Here is a 2,940-nt window from a genome sequence, read left to right on the forward strand (position 1 = left end):
TTTGAAAAATTTGGATTTGCCGAGTTTGTACCCTTGCCCGACCAGATGCCGGAACGCCTCCGCGCGGTTTTTAAATACCGGGGATTTATCGCTATCCTTCGGGAAATATTTCTCCGTCAGGCGTTCGACGATCCGCTCCAGCGCTTCCTGGGCGGCCTTGTAAGTGCGCAAAGATGCCTCGGTTGCGCCCGCCTGCACGCCGGATAACGCCGTCACATGGGCGTTGTGTAGTATCGTCAGCTCGGCACGATCCGCATCGGATGCGGCATCCAGAAGGGGTTTTAGGTCCATGCGTTTAATCCTTCAGGGCGGAAATTGGACCGACAAACGGGCGGACACATAGGTCCGCTCCTACACCGTTTATTTTCAAAATCATCCTTGACAACTCATTTCAATTTATTTACCTTCCTTTCAATATTATTTACCGGACCCTACCGGAGTTTACCGATCCCGCCGAGGTGGCCGACCTTGGCGGGTTTTATTTTTGATTTGATGCATGTGTATAACAAAGTAATTTTTCATATCGTTTTTTGCTGATGTCTGGAACATGTTTACATTCTCCGTCGGCCATATCATCAGCAGCAGAAATAAGATCAAATAGACAACATCGATCAAAGCTGACTCCATCAATAGCCCGCAATTCTAGAATCATTCTTTTGATTCCATCTCCTGACGTCTTCCTCAACCATAGACAAGTTTGTTTTGATTTTAAATTTTGAGTGACCATTCTCGTTACATAAAATACCATATTTTTCATTATTTTATTATTTTTGACGAATTTAATGAGATTGTTGAATTCATTTTCATCGTTAAATTTTGCGGTGAATGTAAGATTGTCTTTGTCTTTCTGGATAATATTTGCCTCAATAGTCTGTTTTTTCTTTTCTTTTTTTGATTTTGATATAGGGGATGAACCACATGACGATGGAAATATGATAGGTATCGTATTTTCCCTGGTGACCAAACATCCCGTTAAGGAAATCTGTTTAATGGAATGGCCCAATTCTGCGATATCTTGACTTGACCAATCGTTTAACAATAAGAACTTATCCGGCGCGGAAACCGAATCGAGATTTTTACCTCCGAATTCGATTAGTATTTTTTCCATTTCATCTTTTTCTTTACTATCTATCCATTGTGCATTGCCGTTTTCCTCATAATGCAAGCGATAGGTTCCATGCTCATCCGGGCCATCTATCCGAACAACGGCAATTTTTCCTTTTCCTATAAATTCTTGTCTTACTTTTTTCCAATCGATTTTAATTTTTCTTTTCATTTTCAAGCCTCGTAATGAGAATATTTAGAGTATTAAATTCAAATAATATTTCCGATTTAATAGCGGATTTTATTTTCGCCGGATATTTTCCTCCTTTAGATATTTTACGATTTAAAAATTTTATTGATTTCAAAATTCCTTTCCAAAATTTATTATCATTTTGATTTTCCGGTTGTTCTTTTTGTATCACCTCCTTTTCCTTTCGTTTCTGTTGGGTCTCCGTGTAGGCCCTGTTGATGGATTTTTCGCCAGACTTCACGGCGGCTTTTGTCTCGTCATCGGCATGGGTCATCACCGTGCGATATTTCTCCACCTTACGTTCGGATGTTCCGACGATTTCGGCGGTCTCTTGGGCCGATTTCCCAGACCTAGCGTCAAGTGACGCTAGGTCTGTCCTTTCGCCTTTCCCCTTCAGTTTATCCACCGCCTCGATGCACCAGGCGATATCCGCGTCCGTCATGTTCCGGCGATCACGCTGGCAGTGGATGACGTACCGGATGGCTTCATCCTCATCTCCCAGAAAGCCTCTTTTAAACACTGGTATCCAATCTATTCCAGCGATTTCAGCAGCCACAAGACGGGTGTGTCCGTCGATGCAGATTAGCTTCCCGTCATGCGGCCAGACCGTAACCGGAAAATTCTGGTCATAGCCATGTTCCTTTATGTCGGCGACGACTTTATTTAAGACTTCTTTTTCAATCGGAAATATCTCGCAAAACGGTTCAATGGATAAAATTTCGCCTCTGGGTATGTATTCAATTATCACTTTCTGAATCTCTTTTTTCCCCAATTGATCGCCTCCTTTTCTTATTCTTTCCTCACCCAATCCCCCAGGACGCTAACGCCGATCCATGGCAGCGATCTGAGCAGGGTTTCGGAGAAAATCACGGCGAGGCGCGGGACATACTTATAGAGGTCCGGGGAACTTTTTGCCATCTCATAGGCCCGTGCGGTCGCCTGCACGGCGAGGCGAAGCTGGATCGCAACGGGATCATCATCCAGGGACGGCGTGGGCGGTTCGGTTTCCCGTAGGAGCGGACCTGCGTGTCCGCCCTTTGCGGAAGATTTTCCGCCCTTTGCGGGCAGACGTTGAGGCGGATGATCCTCTTTGGCTCGGACACATAGGTCCGAACCTACAAGTCCTCCATGTCCTGGGCGGCTTGGTGGCGTATCGACCGCATCGATACCCGCCTTTAAACCCGCCCCACCGATACCATATCGTTTCTTGGCGGATTCTTTGGTCATCAAGCTGAAACAATCCCGGCACAACGTGGAAAGGCCGTCCTTCGTAGAATGATGATGCCCAAATTCGGAAATCGGTTTGCCTTTGCCGCAGCGTTTGCAAATTTTTTGTGGTTCCATTTTTTCCTCCTTTGTTTGGGGATGATTTAATTTGTGGCGGATAAATGGGCGGACACATAGGTCCGCCCCTACAATGGGCTGACCTGCGTGTCCGCCGGTTTTCGGCCGGTTGTCAGAACCAACAATATTTTTGGATTCGGCATCCGCCAGGCGTTTGCCGGTTTCGCATTCCAGGCATTTTTCCAATCCGACATATTGGATTTCAAAATTATTCGGCGGCGATAATGCCCTGCGATAACGGGCTAGACACGCGGTATCGGATAGGCGGCATCGATGCGCAAGGCAATCGATCATCACCTTCG

4 protein-coding genes are annotated in these 2,940 nt (G+C 45.8%); all 4 read right to left on the reverse strand.

Annotated features, from left to right (window positions below):
• Positions 1-291, reverse strand: a 291-nt coding sequence (locus COT43_10415) for a hypothetical protein (protein PIS27456.1), incomplete at its 3' end; no start/stop codon positions are given.
• A 187-nt stretch (positions 292-478) separates the two neighbouring features.
• On the reverse strand, positions 479-1,276 hold the full coding sequence (locus COT43_10420) for a hypothetical protein (GenBank protein PIS27457.1): 798 nt from the start codon (positions 1,274-1,276) through the stop codon (positions 479-481).
• On the reverse strand, positions 1,260-2,066 hold the full coding sequence (locus COT43_10425; GenBank protein PIS27458.1) for a hypothetical protein: 807 nt from the start codon (positions 2,064-2,066) through the stop codon (positions 1,260-1,262). Before COT43_10425 ends, COT43_10420 begins: the two co-directional genes overlap by 17 nt.
• A 17-nt stretch (positions 2,067-2,083) precedes the next feature.
• Positions 2,084-2,932, reverse strand: coding sequence for a hypothetical protein (locus COT43_10430; protein PIS27459.1), 849 nt, complete (start codon positions 2,930-2,932; stop codon positions 2,084-2,086).
• Positions 2,933-2,940: the final 8 nt, after the last annotated feature.

The organism is Candidatus Marinimicrobia bacterium CG08_land_8_20_14_0_20_45_22, from assembly GCA_002774355.1.
Lineage (GTDB): Bacteria > Fidelibacterota > UBA2242 > UBA2242 > UBA2242 > 0-14-0-20-45-22.

Bases quoted from the DNA above. Each gene is read 5' to 3' on its own strand.
- COT43_10430 (PIS27459.1), bottom strand. From the start codon at position 2,932: ATGATCGATTGCCTTGCGCATCGATGCCGCCTATCCGATACCGCGTGT.
- COT43_10420 (PIS27457.1), bottom strand. From the start codon at position 1,276: ATGAAAAGAAAAATTAAAATCGATTGGAAAAAAGTAAGACAAGAATTT.